Below are 19,926 nucleotides of genomic sequence, written 5' to 3'. Positions count from 1 at the left end.
TCAACAACAGTGCGCTTCAAACTCTCGCTGTGTTTGGACATGAAAACCCCCGAAGGTTGATGTCCAACTTTCGGGGGTCAGTTCAATGGTCTGGGCGTTCGCCAAGAAGGGGTGAGGGGCGGAAGCCGCGCTCCATCGTGTTGATGGCCAGGCAGTCTCGCTGGACACTTGACCGGATTCGCCGACAGTGACCTACTTCGAATTCGAGGAGGCGTTCGCGAATGGACATTCGAGCCACATTGACGGAGCTATGTAAGGCCTTCAACGCGCACGATCTCGATCGCATTATGGCGTTCTTTGCCGACGACTGCGTTCTGGAGTCGGACGTGTGAAGACCTTGAAGCGAGAGGACATGCTACGCCACGCGACTTTGCAGGCGATCCGTGAGGCGAAATCGTGATGTTACGAACGCCAATGAAGTAGGCCCGCCTGACAGCCCACGTCCTAAAACACACCACCGATGCCTATCCCCCCACTAATGTCTGGTGGGGGGGCTATGGGGCGTTGCGGGACGGCCTGCGCGCGTTTCGCCGCCTTGCGGCTGGGACCGGTTTGCGAAGGTCCGTTGTCCGACGCGACTTTAGCCGGCTTGGCCTTGACGATGACCGGCTGCTTGCAGATTCTGCCGGAACGCAAAAAGAGATCGCCGAGCAATCCGACGGTCGGCTCGGTCGTGGGTGCGATCTGTTTGGTATTTTTGTAGTAGTCGGTGAGGGCACGGATGGAGCCTGTGCCCCAATCGCCATCAACTTGCATCCGGTAGCACCCCAGGCGACGAAGTTCGGTCTGAATGCTGCGCGCAAGACCGCCTGCCTTGTCCTTTTCCGCTTCGCCCGCCGAGGCGCCGACGATGAGAGTTTCGAGGCCGGAGACGACGCTCTGGCGAGCGACTGCAACGCTTTCGGTTGAAGACAGATTGGCGACCCGAGTGCCGACCGGCTCCGCTGAACCGCCTGACGGTGCCGGAATCTCGACGGACCGCAGCGTCTGTCCGACGATGAGCACGGCTGTCTGCAGGTCGTTGGAGGCGAGCTCTATCTGCAGCTTCTTCTTGGCGTATGGATCGGACAGGATGCGCGACAGGCTGGCGCTCAACTGCGCCGGATCGAGCATCTGCTGTTCGGTGAAATAGAATTGTTCACGCAGGTTCGACTGATCCCACGGAACCTGGCGGCCGACGGTGAGCGCCTCGGTCTCGTTGCGGACGCGGATCATCATGTCCGAAATGCTCAAGCCAGGAATTTCGACGTTTTTCAGAAGCGCAGTGGTGAACGGGCTGTTTTCGCCTGTCCCGTCGACGGTGACGTTCCCGGGCTGGGTGGCGAAGGCGACAAACGTGTTTTCGCCGACCTCGACCTGCGCCAGACCGTTGGAGATGTTGGCGCCGCTGCCCAGCGGATTGTTGCGGCAGGCATCAAGGAAGATGAAGGTCTGACGGCCGCGACTGGCGAATTTGGCGATCACATCATTCAGCTTGACGGCGTGCGCCGTCAGCTTGTCCAGGTTTTCCGGATCGGGCGTATCGATCGGTAGCAGGTAATTTTCGCCCTGCACCTGCATGCCGTGGCCGGCGTAGAAGATCAGCACGGCGCTGCTTTCGGGCAGCTTCGCCTCGGCGTCATGGAAAAGCTTGACGAAGCCATCGGCGGTAAGATCGGTTCCAGTCAGAACCTCAAAGTTCAGCCGCTTCAGGCTGTCGGACAGTTTCGTCGCATCGTTGACCGCGTTGGCGAGGTGCTCGAGACGCTTGCTCTGGTAGTTCGTGTTGCCGATGACGATCGCCAGCCGGTTGCGCGGCTGTAATGAGGCGTTCTGTTCGACCGCGGCGCGAACGTCGATCGTGCTCAAAATCGCGAAAAGCATGAGCAGCGGGATGCGCAAGTATCCGTGGCGGTGGGTCATATCGGCATGCTCGTTCCAGCCTGCGTCAATCTTGATCCGGCGGCCTTCGAACGCACCAGACGCAAACGCAATCCTGCCCGAGCGTTTGAACCCCGTGCCGCCAAAGGCCCGCAAATTTTTATACCAAGTATCCTGTCAAAGATAGGAAAAAGGGATTTGTATGCAGTCATTGGACCGTGGAGGGCTCGATGCCGACCAAGATCAACCTCGCGCTGCCGGTTTACGGAGCAGCCTACAAAAGCGTATTCGTTCGCAGCCTTTTTGCGGCCCTGACTCACGAAAGCCTTTCCAGCTACGCGTTCACGCTGTCGGAAATCGAGTACACGGATATACCGTTTTCCCGGAACTATCTGCTCACGAATTTCTACTACAAGAAGCTGGACTGCAGTCACATGCTGATGATCGACAGCGACATGGGCTTTTCGCCCGATCTCATTGCCGCGATGCTGGCGCTCGACAAGCCTGTAGTCGGCACTTTGTATCCGCGGCGTCTGGTCGACCTTCGCAAACTTCACTCGCTGTCGAAACTGCCGTTCGACAAGGCCTTTGCGCAAAGCCTGGAGTTCCTCGGAACCATCATCGAACCGCGGCAGGAGATGGGCGGCTTTGTCCGGGTATCGCTATGTGGCACGGGTATCTTCTTGGTTTCGCGCGACTGCGTCGCCAGGATAATTGAGAAACTGCCCGAAACGGTGAACCGGTCGCGCTACAGAAACAACAAATACGCCGCACAGTTCGAGAGCTTTTTGACGCCATTTTCGAAGATCGTGACGCCGGACGTGGACTTGCCTACCGATTTTTCTTTTTGTCATCGCTGGGCCCAGCAGTGCGGCGGGGAAATATGGGCAAGTTACGACCGCAAGGTTGCCCACGCGGGAAGCCTGACCGTTTCGGCAGCCTATTCTGACCTTTAGACGTTCCCGTCCTTGTACGGCGCTGTACTGCATGTGAGCGGTTCAATTTGAGTTCGATAGTGACCTTGTCGCCACACATGACCTTATAGTGGCCTGAGAGCGAACGCCTAACCATTGCCGACGAGCAGCGCGCTGCGTACACTGCCTGTCAGTCAAGTCAACGAGCCCCATTGAAGGGCCGGTGATTTATTGTAATTGCCTTAACTGTGACGGTATCGATTCTCGTAAGGTGGGATCGAATGAGAGTGCCGCGCGAGGCCTATCAATTGGCGGGTGTTTCGTTGCTTGCGTTAGCGGCGGCATCCACGTTGCAGATATCTGGCGCGGAAGCGTGCTCGGCTATCGCAAGCGGTGCTGGTACAACAGTCGGCTCAGGCATCTCGGCCGAAACGACGTTCGAAACGACATCGGTCACGGTCGAGTGCAGCACAACTGGAAACGTCCAGGATGTCGGCGGCGTATTCACGACGGGGTTCGCGGGATACAAGGGGCAAGCCAACGACTCGTCGACAGTCATCGTCAACGATTATGACGGAAACGGCGATGACATTGTTAGCATCTTTGGCGGTATCCTGGACAACAGCACGCCTACCCCCATCATAAGTGGCCTGCCGCCGGTAACGTCATCGGCAACGACATCCTTGCAGTCGGCAGAGGGGACCCTCGAACTCTTTGGCGGCAACGACCGGTTCGAGATGTCCTATGGGGATTTGTCGGGCGATCCGTTCGCCCCAAATGTCGACGCCAATCTCGACGCCGGGGCGGGCGATGACACCGTTATCATCCAGGCCGGCAGCATCCACGACATCGATCTTGGAGATGGTGTCGACAGTGTCGTGATATCCGGCAGCGGCACACAGGTCGGCAATGTGACCGGTGGCATCGGTAACGACCTGATATCGGTCGGTATCCTCGAGGTCGAGGAAGGCGTTTTTTTCAGCGAGCCAATCGTCGGTATCATCTCTGGGGGTGAGGGCGGTGATACCATTACCATAGGGGGAGGCAACGTCGAGGCCGTGGATGCCGGGGCCGGCGACGACCAGGTCAGCATCGGCGGCAATACCGTAATCGAATTGGATATCGATGGAGAGGCCGGCAACGACACAATAACGGTCAGTGGCAACGCCACCATAGGCGGCAGCATTTTCGGCAACGATGGCAACGACACCGTCAACATCAACGGTGGAACCATCGGCACAACCACATCGCCGGGCATCGTTGATCTTGCGGGCGGCGCCGAGATTTTCAACATGACCGCGGGCCATGTGACCGGCTCGGTGTTCGGCGAAGGCGGCGGCAACACCTATACCGTCAGCGGCGGCACGGTCGACGGCTCGATCTATGCCGGCAGCCAGGACGACAGCGTATCGATCTCGGGCAACGCCAGTGTCGGCATCGACCCAGGTGAGGGTGGGGAGGGCACGGATTCTGTCGGGCTGGAGGATGGTGACGACACCTTCGACATGACCGGCGGCACTCTCGCGGGTGCGGTAAGCGGTGGTGCCGGCAATGATGTGATTACGCTGCGCGGCGGCACCATAAACAGTTTTCTGGAAGGCAACGACGGCAACGATCAGATATTTGTCTCCGGCGGCGTGCTTGCGGGAGAGGTCATCGGCGATGTCGGTGACGATCTGATTGTCATCAGCGGCGGCGCCATCGGATCCAGCGTTTCCGGCGGCGCCGGCTTCGACAATGTCTCGGTCACCGGCGGCACCATCACGGGCGGCATCGACGCCGAGCATGTCCATCTGTCGGGCGGCACGATCGGCGGTAACATTACCGGTCTTGGTCCCGACACGCTCGTGATCGACGGCATCGGTGCGGTTGACCCACTCAATTTGAGCGATGGCGTTCTGTTCAGCGGCACGGGCGCCAATGGCACCATCACCGGCACCGATCTCGCTGCCGGCGGCAAGAGCCAGAACTTTACCGGCTTCGACAATTTTTCCTCCGACAATTCCACGCTGCGCTTCAACGGCGGCATGCAAGGCATCAACCAGCTCAATCTCGGCAACGGCTCGACGCTGTTCATCAACGGCAACGTCACCATGCCGGGTTCGATTATCGCGACCACGAGTTCGCTGATCGACATGCGCAATGGTGTCGCTGGCGATGTGTTGACGCTAGGCGGCCTCACCCTCGACGGTGCCAGCATCGGCCTCGACATCAACCAGCAGACATCTCAGTCGGATCAGCTCGTTGCCGATGCGTTTTCGGCAACCGGCGCCAATACCATCATCGTCAACCTGCTCGGCACGCCGCAATTTGCCGAGCCGACCGACATACCGCTCATTGTTTCGACCAACGGCCCGGTCACCGGGACGTTCAGCGTCGCAGGCGTGCCCGGCACACCGGGTTCGCTTTTTACCTATGAGATCGTCACAGGCCCGAATGGCAGCGTGTTCCTGCGTGCCACGCCAGTCAATTTTGGCATTGCGGCGGCGCCGACCAGTGCCACCAACGCCGGCGCGGTCACGGTGGCAATCGACGCTCTCTACGGCATAAACCGCGACGCGCTCGACGCTGACCTCAACCTTTCGCCCGCATCCGGATCTGGAATGGTGCCGGTTTCGGAGAGCTTCGGGGTATTTGCCTCCGGCCAGTTCGCCCATACCGAGCATGACGGCTACAACATCACTGGCGGAGGTTTGAACGGCTCCGCCCCGAGCTTCGATGCCAATGATTTTTCGGCCGCCATCAGCCTTGATTTCAATGCCGCCAAACACTTCCAGTTCGACAATGAGTATGGCCTGAACATCGGCGTTTTCGCCGGCTACGCCTCGACAGACGTCAACCTCGGCGCGTTTCGGGGATTTGATGCCATCGGCGAAGGTACCAACAAGGCCGGGCTGTTCGGCGGCTACGTGTTGTTTCGCAGGAGCGTCGACTATGCGTTGGTCTCCGCCTCCGGCTTCATCGGCGGAAGCGACGTGACGAACGGCGTGCTCGGCACCACCGGCAGCTATGATACCAACGGCTATGCGGTTACGGCATCGGTCGGCCATATCTTCAAACTGGGGGACCGCACCCGTTTCGATCTGCGCGGCGGCCTGCTTGGCGTTTCGTTCCGCGGCGATCCCTATACAGACAGCGGCGGCAACGAGTTCGGCAAGAGCCAGCTTTCTTTTGGCGCGATCAAGCTCGAGCCCGGCATCTATGGCGATTACACGCTGAGCAACCACATGGTGTTCAGCCCCTATGCGCGGGGCGAATTGCAGCAGCGTGTCGGTTACAAGAACACCACCGAAATCGACACCAGGGAGATCAACTTCGACGATGCGGATTTTTCCGCCGCGCTGTCGACAGGCTTCAATCTGAAGATGTCGGACTCGACCACCGTCAACGGCGAAGTCCGTGGCAAGGCGTCTTCCGACAGTTCCACCATCGGCGCCAAGCTTGGACTGAAGATCGCCTTCTAACCAAGGGCGATGAACCCGAGATTTGCATCGCTCGGGAGTGGTGCACCGCACCACGCGAGATGCTCGCCAAGCGACAGCAAGTGTTCTATGCTCCTCGCTGAGAAATCGTGAACTGCTCTAGGCAGGGGTTCCATGTTCGAAGTCGTGGGAGTCTGGTGGAAAACACGGGCAAGAGGCTGGCTCGTTATAAACGCGCTTGGCTTGGTCGTTGCGTTTTTGGTGTTGATTTGGCCCGGACTGGGAACTGCGAACGCAGGGACGAACTGGACGCTGGACTCGACCGCTTCGGTCCTGACCTATCAGTCGGTCAAGAAGAACACGATCGTCGAAACCAACAAGATCAGGAATATTTCCGGTAGCCTCACCTCGGCGGGTGATGCGAGAGTCACCTTCGACCTCAATTCGGTCGATACAGGGGTTGACCTTCGCAACGTCCGCATGCGGTTCCTTTTCTTCGAGACATTCAAGTTTCCGTCCGCCGAACTGACCGCGACGGTAGATCCCGCCGCATTTGCCGACCTGGCGACCAAGCGACGCGTGAAGGCGGTTCTTCCGTTCCGTCTCAGCCTGCACGGGGTCGACAAGGATCTTCAAGCCAACATCGTGGTCACCATGATCAGCGACACCATGGTGTCGGTCGCTTCGGAGGCTCCTGTCGCCGTGCATGTGGAAGACTTCGGATTGCTGCCGAACGTGGATAAACTCCAGCAGGCAGCCAACGTGACCAATATTGTTCCCACGGCATCGGTTTCATTCGATTTCGTTTTCATCGCTGACGGCAGCAAGCCGGCTGTTGTCCAACCGGTTGCGGCGAGCACTGCCGATGTCGGGCCAGTCACCACCGATGCGGCGAAGACCAGCTTCAGCGACGAGGAGTGCCTCAACAGGTTCGCGGTGCTGTCGCGCACCGGAGCCATCTACTTTAGAACGGCGAGCGCGCGGCTCGATAGCCAAAGCCGGCCGCTGCTTGCTGAGGTCGTCGGTGTCGTGGGCAAGTGCCCGGGCCTTAAGGTCGAGGTTTCCGGACACACCGATTCCGACGGGTCGCCCATCGAGAACAAGCGCCTGTCGGAGCGAAGGGCCCAGGCGGTTGCCGACGCCATAGTTGCTGCTGGCATTCCGCGCACCCAGATCGCGGCGACTGGCTATGGCGAGGAGCGCCCGGTTGCCGACAACGACACGCCGAAGAACAAGGCGCTCAATCGGCGGATCGAGTTTTCCGCCACTAAGCTCGTCAACTGAGGGACGCCCTGTTGTCCCGGGTGGGTTTTGATATCGGCCATTGCGGTGGTCTTGTGCGCGCCATTGCGCTTGTAGCGCTGGCACTGCTTTTGACTTTGTCGGCCGCCAGTGCTGAACGCCGTGTTGCGTTGGTCCTTGGCAACTCGCATTATGAGCATGCGCCGGCGCTGACCAATCCGGTACGCGACGCCCACGCCATGGCCGAACGCCTCAAGAATCTGGACTTTGAAGTCGTTTCCGGCTTCGATCTGACCAAATTGCAGACCCAGACGACGATTGCACAATTCGCAAAGCAGGTGCGCGGCGCCGATATCGCCCTTTTTTTCTATGCCGGCCATGGGTTGCAGGTTTCAGGCAGCAACTACCTTCTTCCGGTCGACGCAGCACTCGAGGACGAGACTTCGCTCGATTTCGAGGCGGTGCCCGTGGACTTCGTCCTGCGGCAAATGTCGCGCGAGACCAGCATAAGGCTGATTTTTCTCGACGCTTGCCGTGACAATCCGCTTGCCGAAGTGCTGGCAAAGACCGCCGGCGTCAAGGGAGCAAGAAGCGGCCTTGCCGAAATTCCGATCGAGAATGGTGGCGCCGGCACGCTTGTCGCGTTCGCCACCAGTCCCAATCAGGTCGCCTTTGACGGGTCGGGCCAACATTCGCCGTTCGCTTCGGCGCTGCTGGCGCATATGGGCGAAACAAACGTTTCCATCACCGAAGCCATGAACCGTGTTACCGCCGATGTCTTCAAGGCAACCGCCGGCAAACAGCGCCCCTGGAGCAATGTCTCGCTGACCACTGAGGTCGTCCTGCACAAGATCGACCTCAACGCACCGCTGATCGTAGGCGAGGCGACCACTCAGGAATCGGAAGCCGGTTCGGATGGGCGAAACGCGGCAAACCCGTCTGGCGCCGACGACGCCCAACTTTCGCTCGATATGCTTCGTCAGAAAATCCCACGGCTTGCCTCCGACGAGCCTATCTTTTTTGACCATCCTGTCGATTTCGGCGATCCGGAAATCGACGGCAAGAGCATTGCGGAGCTGATCAAGGGCAAGCCACGCTTCAGTCCTGTGGAGGGGCTCGACAAGTCGGTATGGGAAGGAAAGCACTGCGACGGTTGCCATGAATGGAACGAGGCCCGGCTGTGCGAACAGTCGAAAAATTTCGCCGCCAACGACATGTCTGTTTTACGGCTTCAACATCCGCTTGGAACGCGCTTCAAGGTGGCGCTCGCAAAATGGGCGCAAGGTGGCTGTAAGTAAGCCAGGATGATGACGGCATCCATCGGTTTCTGCCGGGCGAATGCTCTAATCCGCATCCGCTGCTTGGCTCAGGGCCTCGATCTCAGCCATCTGGATGCCCATTTCGACAAATGCCGAAAGAACGGCGAACCGGTCAGCCAGTGCGACACGCGCCAGTCCGGCCAGAATCCCGGCATTGATTGCGTGGGCGGCTGGAAACGGCAGCAACGCCGGTGCCATCGTCGCGGCCCTGGCCGAACCATTGTCACGCCATCCCGCGGCCAGAGCAATCCAGCCGACCGGCGTTGTTGGCGGCGTCCCGCCGGCTGTGCTGAGCGCCGCCTGGTGGCGGAGACTGTCCGGTTCGCCCACCCAGTTGTGGACCAGCGGGAGCAACTGATGATCGGTCTCATCCAACAGGTCGGCCAGGTGGCTCAGGCATTCATGGGCCCACCAGACCGCGGCTCGCTCGGGAAGCAGGTAGGCACAAAATGTAACCGCTTCCTCGGGAACGCGCCCTGCGAGAAGGTCGCGGCAAAACTCGATCGAGCGCTGGTCGGTTGGAAGGCTCCTCATGTCCCGCGCAATAGCAGGACACGCCGCGAAAAGATCCCTTGCCGTTTTGAATCGGAGCCCATTGGCCATGACCGCCACGCTTTCATCGAGGAGCTTGGCCACTCAAGCCTTAGGCGCGGCGCGGGTCAAGTCTCAACCGGTGACGCGGCAACAACTGTCGCGCCCCCGGCGATTGCAGACAGACAATTGCCTGCGAATTTGCTATTATCCCGACATCGAAAATCGGAATACTCAACCAGGAGGAGCCGCTATGCAGTGGAGCAGTTCAGCTTTTGTGTTGGCGGTCGTGCTTTTCTCGACCCACGCTTCCGCCGACCCCGTTCAGAAATCGGAAGACATCGTGAAGTTTTTTGCTGGTGCGGCCGATCTCGGCAAGTCCCGCGGGATTTGTGTTGGCTCCGCGGAGGAGTGCAAAAGCAAGTCCAATGACGCGCCGGCAGTGAAAACCGGCCTCGACATGCTGATCAATTTCGGCTTGGATTCGGCCGAACTTGACGCCACCGCGCGCGCTGAACTCGACGAGTTCGCCAAAGCCCTGAAGGATAACCGGCTGAGCACGTTCAGCTTCGTCGTCGAAGGCTATACCGATGCCACCGGCACGGTGCACCACAACGAAGGCCTGTCGCAACGACGAGCGAAATCGGTAGCCGCCTTCCTCACGGCCAGCGGCATCGAGGCTGATCGCATCAACGCGGTCGGCATGGGTGAAAAGAACCCGCGCAGTTCCAACCCATACGATCCGCTCAATCGCCGCGTGGAAATGCGGATAAAGACGCAATAGCCACGCAAAGCTGCGCCGCAGCCTGGGGATGGGGCGAAGATTGTTCTACCCGATGGAATTTGGACAGGGGTGAGCATCTGATAGAGCAGCGCGAGCGTGGTTCAAAGCGTATTCTGAATTGAGCTTATGACGGCGGTGACGGCCTGCTTGTATTTTTCAAACTCCGGTGACGTCTGGCGGATCTCCGTGGTCGTTGTCTGCTGGGCGGCGCCAGTGGCCATGCGGCCCAGCTTCTGGACCATTTTCCTTTCGGCCCAGTCCACGACGTAGCTGGCGGTCTTGCCGGTGAGAAACGGGTTGGCCTGGATGACGGCCGACCCCAGCACGGCGCTCAGTTGCGCCGAACCTGTGGCCGACAGCACCTGGTGCGCGCCTTCCATTCCCAGGAAATGACAGAGATAGAGTCTGCCCGCCGTAATCTGGTGACCACGCTCCCGCAGATAGGCCTCGCCTTCGCGAGCCAGGTTGCGAACCATCTCACGCGAGATCGTGGCGTCGTAGCGCAGTGCGAGCAGGTCGGCTGTCGACAGCGTGCGCGCAAGTTCCGGGCGGTAGGTGTTCATCATCCTGATCCAGGTCTTGCTTATGAATTGCCCTGCACCGGTTGCTGAGGAATTTGGGTTCTTGGCGCGAGCGCTGCCGCCGCTTTCGACATGAACGATACGGTCGGTGAGCGTCTCGACCGCGGAATCGTCGGAAGCGATCGCGGTGACCGTGCCGAGTGGGTCGATCGCTGCGCCATTTTGGTAGAGTTCGAAATGCAGGTGGGGCCCGGTCGAAAGGCCGGTGGTGCCGATATAGCCGATCACATCGCCGGCTTTCACCCTGGTTCCGACACCGGTCCCGATTGCAAATCTCAGCATATGCGCATAGCGCGTCTCGCGCCCGTTTGAGTGCGAGATCTTCACTAGATTGCCATAGCTGCCGCCATCGCCCTGGAAGGTGATCTCACCATCGAAGGCGGCTGCGATCGGCGTGCCAACGGGAGCCGCCCAGTCGACGCCCTTGTGGATGCGAACGGTGCCGAGAATTGGATGCTTGCGTGGCCCGAAGGTGGATGTCATCACCCCGTTGACGGGCGTGACCATGCCGTTGGTAACCGTCAGCGAGCGGACCTGATCGTCACCGGTAACGCACGCAAACTGGCCCTCGCTCAGCTGGAAGACGAAACAGTCGAGGCTCTTTTCGGTGCCCTGCACACCGACATACAGCACACGCCCGTCAGTCTCGCCCTTGCCGCGCGGCGTTTGCGAGTAGATCAGCACAAGGCGCTGGTCCTCGCTGGCGAAGGCGTCCAGATCCTGCCCTCGCGATAGGTACATGATCGCTTCGCCGATCACGCCGGTTGGAACACTGTTGCGAGCCGCCGTCGAGTAGATCGCGTCGAGCAGGCGATACTGCCGCTTGTGCGTGCCTTCCCCCTGTGCGCCCGAATAGTTGAACAGGTCTTCACGGACCCAGGGATCGACACCCGATACGAATGCGCCCGCCGCATTGCGTGTCAGCGTGCCGACAAAGACGTTCTTGGCGTAGATGGACACCTGCATCAGCGACATGGTCGTCGTCTCGCGCCTCGGCCTGAAACCACGCATGGCGATGACATAGCCCGGTTCCAGGCCGTCGCGGTTGAAAAGCGCCTTCAGCGCTTGCCCTGCCAGCTTGGCGTCCTCTGCGGAGAAATGCGCATCGATCGCGACGCTGTCCAAAGAGCGGTCGTTGAGGATTTTCACGAACGTGTCTTCGGTCGCCTCGAACCGCTGATACTCATTCGAGACGGTTGCGACACTCGTGTTGTTTTCGATCTGCGTCTTCTGGAATGCGGGAAGGGCTGCATCGCCCGCATCGATGGTCTCGCCCCAGCCGGCTTCGGGATCATCGGCGTCCGCCCTTTGGTCGAGCGCTGCGGCTGGTTCCCCCTCTATCGGCGATGGCTCAAGATCGTTCTGCAGATCACCGGATGGTGGGGCAGCAGTCTTTCGTTGCGCCTGGAAGAATGCAAAATCCTCTTGCGTCGACGGTATCGTTGTCATGAATTTTTCGCTCGCGCTAAGCATGACGTCAGACAGGATTTCGATCTGTGGAGAAACGCCGGCCTGGTTGAGTTCCACCGGGCGCGGCATTGTCCGGCCTTTGGTTGCGGCGCTGGCATCGGGCGCCAGCGTGATCCACATCGGGTCCCCCGCCAGATCGATAATGGCTGGCACATACACGGATGCGTCCGCCGGCATATCGTCCGCCCCCTCGACCGCATGCAACTCCTCGTCTTCGTCTCCGAACGACCAATACTCGGCGGTGAGGTAGAAACCGGCGGCGATAGAGAGCAGCACAACCACCGCGAGACCGGCAACAAGCCTGCGCCGAAGCGTGCGCCTGCGAAGGGCCGCGCGCGCCTGCTTTTTCTGCCTGAAGCTCGTGTCGATACCGTGCGTCACGGATTGCTTCCCGTAAGGAAGAAAGTCCACCGCGCCTGTTCGAGGGTATCGACTTCAAGAAATTGTGCCGCGATATGGCCGCGCTGCCAGCACTCGTCGATGCCGCGTATCGAAAAACGTCGCCGCTCAATGCACATTTCGGTCGATCCTGTGAGGATCGCATGACCAAACACGTCCGTTGCGTAGATGTAGATGTAGCGGTTCGTCAGTTCCTCGCGAATGACGTTTACGCATTGATTGGCGCCGATGGTCCACCAGCCATCGGTCTGGTCCGCATTGTCGACCTTCTGGCCGACGGCGAGATTGAAGACATCCAGAGTCTGATTGCAGACCGTGAACTCGGCGCGCGCTTCGCTGGATGACAGCACGGCCAACAGGGCCGCGCCCCCCATGACCGCAAGCCTCATGCTGCCACGCAGGGCAGGGGCCCGAACCGGATCAAACTGCCTTATCGGCTGGTCAGAGCGGCTGAGTTGCATCGGGCGCCCATGCTATCCGCCGAGCCGGAAATACTGGGCGGTGGCCGAGAATTGAGACCCGTCGGTCTCGATTTCTTCGAGAATCTTGGGGAGTAGCACCGAGGCTGGCATGGGCGTGGAGAACGCGGCTGCCTGAATGTCCTGAGGGCCCGTGATCACCATTATGATCTGCGGCACGGCCTTGCCGGCGGCTTTGTCGGCGGCCCCGAGACCAATCGGGATGCTGAAAGTAGCCTTGCCGGGTTCTACGACGATGCGGTCGTCGAGATTGAACACCATGCCTTTATGGTCGATCAACAGCACGCTGGACCTGAGCCCGCCACGCGTCACCAGCGTGCCGCTGATCGGCGTACCGTTTGGCACCGATGTCCGATCGAGAACAAGCTGCGGCTTGTCTGATGCGGTCTGCCCGATAAAGCGCAGAAAATTGGTGACTTCGCATTGGCTTGGTTCAATGAGCCGGACGCTGATGTCCGGCTCGACATGGAATTTGGCCTGGAACTCGGCCAGCATGCCTTCGAATGGCTGGACCGATGTTCCAAAGCCTTCGATCGCGGCAGCCTTGTCGGTTGCTGAGGTCATCGTCGCATAGAAACAGTCGCCGCCGCCGAAGTCGCGAACCCATGACACCCGTTGGGCGATGTCGTCGACGGCCGGGGGAATCTCCGGTTTGGGCACGTTCAACGCGACAGCAGGTTGGTCCGGCTGGTTGCTTGTCGGCAAGGCAGGGCTCTCGGCGTTTGCGACAGCCGGTGGGGCCGCAGTGGGATTGGGCTCCCGCGTTGCGGGTGCTGCCGGCTTGCTGGCCTGCGGTTCGGGCTTTTGGCTCTCGCCAACCTTGGGCTCAGCGGGCGGCAGCGTCGAGGCTTTCTCTACCGCCGGCGTCGGGGCGGTTGTCTCACTGGAAGCGGCCAACGTTTGACTGTCGCTGGTCATCGTATCCGGCTGGATTGGCGGCGATGCCTTTTCGGGTGGCGGCCTGGCGTCCGTTGCGGGTGGCTTCGCGACGACGTCGTTCTGCGAGGGGACTTCGGCGGGCTTGGTTGGCTCCGGCTTTTGAACCCCCAACGTATCTGCCGGATTTTCAGCCGCCTGTCCGCTGGCCTGCACGGGCGAAACTGCCTTTGCCGGCTCAGGGGCGGCAGAGTCCGCCAGGGGCGGCTTTGACAGGCCGGGCGGGAGCTTGGACGGCTCCGGTGCCAAAAGCGATGTCTTGCCGGCAGTCGGTGTGGCAGGCGTCATGAAGCCGCCCAGGTAAAGGCCCGCGCCGGAGGACACAGCCAGCATCGCCAAGGCAGCGATCGCCAGGGTTCGGGTCTTTGTGGACCTTCCAGGCAAACGCGCCGTGGCCTCGCGCGGCATCGGCGCCGGAGGCGGCCGTTCGAACAAATGCGCGGGCCGCACGTGCTCGACGAAGGGCTGTCCGCCTGGGCCCGCTGCGGCTGCGTCGTCGTGCCTCTCAACATTGTGTGATCGTGCCTGGGTTTTGCTGCCGGATGCAAAGGTTCGCGGCAAAGCCGACCGATCGCGGGGTGTGATGGACGCCGGCGGGGTTGTATCCTCGTTTTCGTCACGCGTCATCCTGGCGATTTCCGCCATGCTAACCGGTCGGTCCTGCGGATCCGGTTGCAGCATGGGTTCAACGATGTCACGAAAATCATCGTCGATGTCGGTGAGATCAGGCACGGTCCGGCGCTTTTCGATGACCTCGAATTGCGATCCGCTCATATCGATTGGCTTGCCGCGCAAGGCGGCAACCAGCACCAGCCCCAGGCTGTAGATATCGGATTGCTCACTGACATCGCCGCTGTAGAGCCCGAGCTGTTCGGGTGAAACATAGTTGTATTTTCCCGCAAACTTTCCGCCGATCAGGGTCTCACCGCCGACACTCGCCGACCGGGCGATACCGAAATCTATGATCTTCGCGCGGTCGACCCGGCCTCCCGGCAAGATGATGTTATCGGGCGAGAGGTCGCGGTGTATTGCTCCCGCCTGGTGCACGGCGCTCAGGCCGGAGGCGAGGCGGTGGCAGAGCTTGCGCACATCAGCCGCCGGCATCGCGCCACGCCGCATGATGTCGAACAGCGACTCACCGTCGACGAATTCCATGGCAAGGTAGGGACGGCCGATCCCGGGATCGATCGTGAAGACGTGGTAGCGCACGACCGCGTCATGCGACAGGTGATTGAGGATCAATGCCTCCTTGCGAAACAGCGACAAGATCGTCTGGTCACGGGCGAACTCGGGCAAGACGATCTTGATCGCGACATGGTCACCGGTCTGGATATTATGGCCACGGTAAACCTCGCCCATGCCACCGAATGCGATGCGTTCGTCGAGCTCGTAGATGCCGCTGAGTTGCGTGCCTACGACGGTGTTGGCCATGCCCCCCGATATGCGCGTCTTGTCGTCGGAGCCCATCAACCTCAGGCCTTCGCTCTATGCAGATATGGAGGAGGCAATTGGCCATCGCGCTCGTGTCCTATCTTTACGAGGACGATCGTGACGTTATCCGTTGCGCCGCGCGCCAGCACCATGTCGAGCAGGTTCTCGCAGGCTGCCTGAGGTGTCGCCGACACCGTCGCCGCCTCGATCTCGGCGTCGGTGACATGCGCCGTCAGACCATCCGTGCTCAACACAAAAATATCCCCCGGCATGATTTCTCCCTGCTGGAAATCGATGACAATCTCGTCGCTGACGCCGATCGCTTGCGTGATGACATTGCGGCGCGGCCACGTGCGTGCTTCGGCTGCGCTGATGATACCGCGGTCGATGAGCTCCTGAACTTCGGTGTGGTCTCTCGAGATCTGCGAGATCGAGGCGTTGCGGACAAGATAGACGCGGCTGTCACCCGCCCACAGGCAGGCAAACCGCCCGTCCATCGCCAGCAGGGCGGCAACGGTGGAACCGATGGTTATGCCGCGGGATTCAGATATGCCTCGGATCTCGGCATTGGCCCGGCCCAGCCTGTCCTCGAAGCGGGCGCGAAGATCGGGAGCTGAGCTCGCAATGCCGATTGTTGACAGATGATCGACGATACTGGCGGAAGCGACCTCTCCGGCGTCATGTCCACCCATTCCGTCGGCTACCACCCAGACGCCAGTTTGTGGCTCGACCAGATAGCTGTCTTCATTGAGCTCACGGACACAGCCTTTGTGGCTCACGCCGAAGCTCTCCACGGAAAGGGCGACAGTATTCAATTTGCCACCAAGCGCTTTTCAAGCGTCCTTCTGCGGCGCACCTTTGGACGCTCGCTGGCGCCACTTTGCCACAGGCTCGAACATTAAAGTATCGAAAACTAAGGAAAACCAGGCTTTGAACGCTGTGGTCAGCGGACCGACGCCATGTTCAGCAGATGAACCCTGTTCAAAACGCCTTGGGACAGCTGAATCCGGACAGGGCCGGGAGGAAGAAGGGGTTGGAGCCTGAGCCTGTCTGGAGAGCATAGGTAACGTCGCGTCCGCCGATTACGAAGCGCGCTTGCATGTTGCTGTCGTCGCCGGTGACGGCAGCCTTGTCCAGAAGTCGTTTCAGCGCCCAGGGCCCTTCGAACTTGATGGCGGATTCGCGGCCTGGCATCTCCGGCGTCAAGCTTAGGCTGGCGGACGCGGAAGCCGCCTCGCCCGGCCAGGTGACCGCGCTCGGCGCGTTGCCCGTCTGGTTGCTCCAGACGATCTGGCCTTCGGCATCGAGTATCGCCGTATCGACATCGCCATTCAGTGAGAACGGTGTGAAAGTGATGCTGACCGAAGGCAACGAACCGCCCGATGGGAAGAAGGCGCTGCGGATTTCCGCGGCCAGCTGGAAGTCTTTCAGGGTCGATTTCGACAGGTCGCGTCCAAAGCGCGCATCCTGTTTCCAAGTCCAGTCCTGGCTGGTCATGTCGATCAGCGATGCTAGATTTTGTGCGAAGAACCGGTCCAGCAAGCCGCCAGGGGCGAACAATTTGGCGAAATCTGCCATCGCAACATCCTCGGTGGCGTCGTGGGCGAAAGGATAACGGCCGCTGATTGCGGCTTCACAAGGGGCTGTGACCGTCTGGTCAAGTATCTGATTCAAGTTGGTCACCGAGGTTTCGGCAACGTTGCCTTCGAACTCATCCGCCGTCGCGTTGACCATCCGGCCGAGTTGCTTGGGCAGGCGCGAGACATTGGCGCGAAGCGTAGCTATCTGCAGCTGCAGGTTCGAATTGACGCGCTCCGTCTGCGAAGGAACTTCGGCCGCCAGTTGCAGGCTCTGATAGATATCGCTGAAGTTTTGGGTCAGAGCATCGATCGGGCGATGTCCGGCAGGGCCGTTCACCAGGGCCTGGAATGGTCTGAATTGCGCTTCGATGTTTGCTCCTGGACTGAAGTTCCGTGCGTCGGCGGCCCCGGTGCCGGCGCGGCTTTGCGATTTGCCGCTGGCGATTTTTATGCCGATGCGGGCCAGGCCCTTGGCCAGATCCGCGGGGTTGCGCGGCGGGTTCTGGGCCGTGCCTTCGATCTCGGTGCCGGGATCGGGGCCGTCACCTGAGTCCCGCGTCAGAGCTGTTTCATCGGCGATTGCCGCAAAGAGCTGATTCATCGGTGAGCTTGGGGAGGCAGCGGCCGAAAGCGCGATGTAGTGCGGCTTGTCCGTCAGCATCGCCTTGAATTTCAACTGGCCGAGAACGCCGTTCCACGCGGCCGCGAACTCCTTGCCGTAGCGATCAAGAAGTTCGGGGCCGAGCTTGAGCAATTGCTGGTTGATGTCGCCTTGTTCGCCGCCGCCCCCGAGAACCCACTGCTCGTCGACAAGCATCTGCGCAATGCGCGACAGTTGCCGGAGATAGAAGGTGTTGAAGCCGGAATGAGTATAGATTCCGGGAATACGAAGCCCTGACAGATCGCCGCCATCGATGCGCTCGAACAGCAGCTGCGCTTCCGGCCCGCCTTTCTGAGACAGTGAAAAATCGTCCAGCACCGCTGCGTATATAGCCGACTTGATCAAGGCCGAAGCGCGATCGGCAAGGCTCATACGCCCGAGTGAACGTTGAGCGGCTTCGACAAGCGGCTGGTTGAGTTCGAAGACCGGATCATAGGCGTCGTCCAATGCCAGCATGGCGCGCAGGTGCTTTTCGAGCTGCTCGCGTCCTTCGCGATTGTTTTCGCCCGGATATCGGTTCTGCTCCCAGTCCCGCTTCATCCACGAAACGATCAAAGCGTCATCGACCTTCGGTGCCTTGCCGCCAACCATCAGATAGATTTTCAACGGTTCGTAGAGGGCGACGGGATCGGCCATCTTGGCCTGGATCGTCCGCTCGGCCTGGATCAACAGGCGCGATCGGAGCAGTCGCTCCAGCGCCTGCCGATAGGCTGTTTTGGATGCCGAAAGAAGTCTCTCCCTCTGGCTGAGGCCGAACGTCTCCTCTAACGGTGTCGGCAAGCCACCGGTTTCATACCCGGCCGGCAGATCGCGCAACTGGTCAAGCGGGCCGATGACGTTTTCAAGGTCGACATCGGTGACCGTGCTGGCCTTGAGCAACGGGGCCGCCGTCTCGCGATACTGGCCCATGGCCAGCGTTGTGGAGGCGATCAGCGACCGGTTGGAAGCAAAGCTCAGGGCGAGCGTACCCAGTGCGGCGGAGGCGATCAGCGTTATGGCACCCAGGCCACCAAATCTGGCGATCGCCGCACGCCTTGCAGCCGATTTGTCATACGAAACCCAGCCCGATTCAGCAAAAATGACGTCCGTCAGCAGATCATGCAAAAAGAAGCTTTTGCCGGTTCCAGAAAGGTGAGGGCGGGAATTGCCGCCGAAATTGCGGCCGATCGCGCCCAGCACCTGATCGATAGGCGTGCCCTCTTGCGTCCCGGACGAAAAATACAATCCACGCAGGCTGACATTCACCTGGCTGCGTCCGGGATCGAACAGAGCGGCGACCAAACTGGTAACTCGGCCCTTTAGTGCGCCGAACTGTGCCGGAAAACCGAAGATGGAGATGCGCGTGACGGGATCAGCCTCTTCCTGGAGGCGGTCGGCCATCTCGTCGGCCAGTCGTTTTGCCAGCGCATCGAATTCGGCAGGGGCTCCAGCGGCCATGTTCCTGTCGCGCTCCGCGGTCTGGAATGTCGCGCCCCACACCTTGCGCCTTCGTGACTCGTCGAGACCGCCGAAGTAGTCCATGAAACCGGAGACAAGATCGGCCTTGGTGAAAATCAGATAGACTGGAAACTGGATTTTCAGCGTCTCGTGGATTTCCCTCAGCCGGTTGCGTATCTCGGCGACGTGGGTATCTAGCTGCCGGTCGTCGAAGCTCATCAGATCGGCAAGGCTGATGGCCAGGATGACGCCGTTTATCGGTTGCCGGGCGCGGTGCTTCTTGAGCAGTGACAGGAAGGAGAGCCAGCTCTTCTTGTCGCTCTCAGAATTGGAATCCTGCGTCGTGTAGCGACCTGCGGTGTCGATCAACACGGCCTGGTCGGTAAACCACCAGTCGCAGGCACGTGTTCCGCCAATGCCGGCCACCGGTTGGGCGTCTCCTGAACCGGCAAGCGGAAAATTCAGCCCCGAATTGACCAGTGCCGTTGTCTTGCCGGCACCCGGCGGGCCTATGACGACGTACCAGGGGACGTCGTAGAGGAAGTTGCGCTTGCCGCTCGACCCTTTGAGCGCCGCCAAGGCCTCATTCATGCGGGCTTCGAGCAGCCGCCCATCCTCATCATCGCGGTCATCATTGTGCGCAAGGACGGTTTCGAGCGCTTTTTGCGCCTTCCTCGCCTGCCAGAAACGCAGCCCGTGAACAAGCGCCAGCGTCACCACGATTACACCGATGATCGTTGCACGCAGCCAGGCAGGCCCGAGCGGCCGGCTATCGGCAAAGCGGATCAAGGGGCCGGCAAACCACATAGCCGTCGCGAAGCCGATCAGCGCGGTCATGCTGAATATCCGCAGCAGCCAACGCGTCATGGATGCTTCCAGC

At 60.3% G+C, this 19,926-nt stretch carries 12 protein-coding genes; 5 read left to right on the top strand and 7 right to left on the bottom strand.

The window, feature by feature from the left end; all coding sequences use genetic code 11:
- Window positions 1-444: 444 nt before the first annotated feature.
- On the bottom strand, window positions 445-1,863 hold the full coding sequence (locus tag NKH52_RS28910) for a caspase family protein (protein WP_352735834.1): 1,419 nt from the start codon (window positions 1,861-1,863) through the stop codon (window positions 445-447).
- 227 nt (window positions 1,864-2,090) lie between these two features.
- Between NKH52_RS28910 and NKH52_RS28905 the strand changes: the two genes are divergently transcribed.
- The 4 genes from NKH52_RS28905 to NKH52_RS28890 all read left to right on the top strand — a co-directional run bounded on the left by NKH52_RS28905 (window position 2,091) and on the right by NKH52_RS28890 (window position 8,736).
- Window positions 2,091-2,816 (top strand): hypothetical protein, encoded by a 726-nt coding sequence (locus NKH52_RS28905; RefSeq protein WP_352735828.1) that lies wholly within the window; start codon window positions 2,091-2,093, stop codon window positions 2,814-2,816.
- 239 nt (window positions 2,817-3,055) lie between these two features.
- Window positions 3,056-6,238 carry a beta strand repeat-containing protein gene (locus NKH52_RS28900; RefSeq protein WP_352735827.1) on the top strand — a complete coding sequence of 1,061 codons (3,183 nt, stop codon included), beginning with the start codon at window positions 3,056-3,058 and terminating at the stop codon, window positions 6,236-6,238.
- A 132-nt stretch (window positions 6,239-6,370) separates the two neighbouring features.
- Window positions 6,371-7,480, top strand: a complete 1,110-nt coding sequence (locus NKH52_RS28895) for an OmpA family protein (RefSeq protein ID WP_352735826.1) — start codon at window positions 6,371-6,373, stop codon at window positions 7,478-7,480.
- A gap of 20 nt (window positions 7,481-7,500) precedes the next feature.
- Window positions 7,501-8,736 (top strand): caspase family protein, encoded by a 1,236-nt coding sequence (locus NKH52_RS28890; RefSeq protein WP_352735833.1) that lies wholly within the window; start codon window positions 7,501-7,503, stop codon window positions 8,734-8,736.
- 45 nt (window positions 8,737-8,781) lie between these two features.
- Here the strand turns inward: NKH52_RS28890 and NKH52_RS28885 are convergent, their stop codons facing one another.
- The gene (locus tag NKH52_RS28885) at window positions 8,782-9,393 is read right to left on the bottom strand and encodes a DUF6931 family protein (protein WP_352735824.1); all 612 of its coding nucleotides are present in this window, start codon (window positions 9,391-9,393) and stop codon (window positions 8,782-8,784) included.
- Between the two features lie 148 nt (window positions 9,394-9,541).
- Here NKH52_RS28885 and NKH52_RS28880 point away from each other — a divergent pair, with 148 nt between their 5' ends.
- On the top strand, window positions 9,542-10,072 hold the full coding sequence (locus NKH52_RS28880; RefSeq protein WP_352735823.1) for an OmpA family protein: 531 nt from the start codon (window positions 9,542-9,544) through the stop codon (window positions 10,070-10,072).
- A gap of 101 nt (window positions 10,073-10,173) precedes the next feature.
- Here the strand turns inward: NKH52_RS28880 and NKH52_RS28875 are convergent, their stop codons facing one another.
- The 5 genes from NKH52_RS28875 to tssM form a co-directional block, all read right to left on the bottom strand.
- Complete coding sequence (locus NKH52_RS28875) at window positions 10,174-12,504, bottom strand: M23 family metallopeptidase (protein ID WP_352735822.1); 2,331 nt, start codon at window positions 12,502-12,504, stop codon at window positions 10,174-10,176.
- The gene (locus NKH52_RS28870) at window positions 12,501-12,911 is read right to left on the bottom strand and encodes a DUF1036 domain-containing protein (protein ID WP_352735832.1); all 411 of its coding nucleotides are present in this window, start codon (window positions 12,909-12,911) and stop codon (window positions 12,501-12,503) included. The genes NKH52_RS28875 and NKH52_RS28870 overlap by 4 nt, the downstream gene beginning before the upstream one ends.
- Window positions 12,912-12,995: 84 nt before the next feature.
- Window positions 12,996-15,404 (bottom strand): serine/threonine-protein kinase, encoded by a 2,409-nt coding sequence (locus NKH52_RS28865; RefSeq protein WP_352735820.1) that lies wholly within the window; start codon window positions 15,402-15,404, stop codon window positions 12,996-12,998.
- A 5-nt stretch (window positions 15,405-15,409) separates the two neighbouring features.
- Window positions 15,410-16,183 carry a PP2C family protein-serine/threonine phosphatase gene (locus NKH52_RS28860; RefSeq protein WP_013525286.1) on the bottom strand — a complete coding sequence of 258 codons (774 nt, stop codon included), beginning with the start codon at window positions 16,181-16,183 and terminating at the stop codon, window positions 15,410-15,412.
- 166 nt (window positions 16,184-16,349) lie between these two features.
- Window positions 16,350-19,913, bottom strand: coding sequence for a type VI secretion system membrane subunit TssM (gene tssM / locus NKH52_RS28855; protein WP_352735819.1), 3,564 nt, complete (start codon window positions 19,911-19,913; stop codon window positions 16,350-16,352).
- Window positions 19,914-19,926 lie beyond the last annotated feature (13 nt).

The sequence above is a fragment of the Mesorhizobium sp. M1066 genome (genome assembly GCF_040318635.1).
Taxonomy (GTDB): Bacteria; Pseudomonadota; Alphaproteobacteria; order Rhizobiales; family Rhizobiaceae; genus Mesorhizobium.
This window is presented reverse-complemented; position numbering and strand designations above follow the sequence as displayed.

What these genes read in the sequence shown, in the direction of transcription:
- NKH52_RS28910 (WP_352735834.1), bottom strand. Translation starts at nt 1,863, where the DNA reads ATGCTTTTCGCGATTTTGAGCACGATCGACGTTCGCGCCGCGGTCGAA.
- NKH52_RS28905 (WP_352735828.1), top strand. Translation starts at nt 2,091, where the DNA reads ATGCCGACCAAGATCAACCTCGCGCTGCCGGTTTACGGAGCAGCCTAC.
- NKH52_RS28900 (WP_352735827.1), top strand. Translation starts at nt 3,056, where the DNA reads ATGAGAGTGCCGCGCGAGGCCTATCAATTGGCGGGTGTTTCGTTGCTT.
- NKH52_RS28895 (WP_352735826.1), top strand. Translation starts at nt 6,371, where the DNA reads ATGTTCGAAGTCGTGGGAGTCTGGTGGAAAACACGGGCAAGAGGCTGG.
- NKH52_RS28880 (WP_352735823.1), top strand. Translation starts at nt 9,542, where the DNA reads ATGCAGTGGAGCAGTTCAGCTTTTGTGTTGGCGGTCGTGCTTTTCTCG.
- NKH52_RS28870 (WP_352735832.1), bottom strand. Translation starts at nt 12,911, where the DNA reads ATGAGGCTTGCGGTCATGGGGGGCGCGGCCCTGTTGGCCGTGCTGTCA.
- NKH52_RS28865 (WP_352735820.1), bottom strand. Translation starts at nt 15,404, where the DNA reads ATGGGCTCCGACGACAAGACGCGCATATCGGGGGGCATGGCCAACACC.
- tssM (WP_352735819.1), bottom strand. Translation starts at nt 19,913, where the DNA reads ATGACGCGTTGGCTGCTGCGGATATTCAGCATGACCGCGCTGATCGGC.